Genomic DNA, 1065 nt, shown 5'->3' on the forward strand with positions numbered 1-1065 from the left:
CGCTGAGCGTTCCTGCCCCTCAGCCAGCAAAATGTAACGTTTGCGCATGTCAGAAACGTGAATCAAGGCGTCGCGGAAAAAAATGCGGATCGACTGGTTTTTATGCAAATTGTTATTCGGAATCCTGGAATTTGGGCATTCATAAAAAGTCCCTCGATGCATACATTTTTTTCTTTTTTTTTTCCGAAACTGATGTCACGCTTATTCTCTTTAATCAAAAAATGACCGGAGATTGAAAGCGCTTCGAAAGTCTGCGCCACGTGTAAATAGAGTGATTTTCTTTTTCATAGATGGTTGAACGCGCTAGCTTCGATGGCGATGTAAAGGGCTTTTCTCTGCGCCCAGAAACGGTTCTACTGAGATGGACCCGACGCGGTATTGTTCACGTCGTTGGCAGGTTGAGAGAGATGCGGCGACAATCCCAAGCATGAAACGAACTACTTTGCCGCCGCGCGCGCCGGCCACCGACACCATTTCCTATGCCGGCTACCGGTTTCCGCTCCGATGTGATCAGCTACGCGGTGGGGCTGTATTAGCGTTTCCCGCTGAGTTTGCGCATGGTCGAAGAACTGCTGGCCGCTCGCGGCATTGAACTCACATAGGAGACAGTGCGGCGCTGGGCGGTAAAGTTCGGCCTGTGCATTGCCCGGCGTGTTCGGTCCACCTCCCTGGCGCGAGACGGCAAGTGGCACCTTGATGAAATGGTCGTTACGATCAACGGCAGGAAACACTGGCTGTGGCGTGCGGTGGACCAGCATGGCGCGGTGCTCGACGTGCTGGTGCAAAGCCGGCGCGACCGGCACGCAAGCGCGCGAGAAGGTGATGCGCCGCTTCAAATCAGCGCGTCACCTGCAATGCTTCGCTTCGGTCCACGACCAGGTCGCCAATCTTTTCATGCATTGCCGCTGCCACAGCGGCGCAAGGCAAAAGCGGGCGCTACTCACCCAGGCCTTCGAGGCCTGGGAAAGCGTGACGTGCGCTCCAATGCTGGAGCGCTTTGCAAATTACGTAAATTAGTTATCCTGAAGTAATGTGTGTTATCCCATTCGTCGACCGATAATTTGA

General features: G+C 53.8%; 1 protein-coding gene and 1 pseudogene. Both read left to right on the plus strand.

The genetic code is table 11. From position 1 onward, the window contains the following. Window positions 1-236, plus strand: a 236-nt coding sequence (locus P0D89_RS53310) for a hypothetical protein (RefSeq protein WP_408370614.1), incomplete at its 5' end; no start/stop codon positions are given. A 191-nt stretch (window positions 237-427) separates the two neighbouring features. Beyond that, window positions 428-1017 (plus strand): annotated as a pseudogene (locus tag P0D89_RS53315) (IS6 family transposase). Window positions 1018-1065 lie beyond the last annotated feature (48 nt).

This window comes from Paraburkholderia sp. RL18-085-BIA-A (assembly GCF_046027075.1).
In the GTDB taxonomy this organism is placed as follows: Bacteria; Pseudomonadota; Gammaproteobacteria; order Burkholderiales; family Burkholderiaceae; genus Paraburkholderia.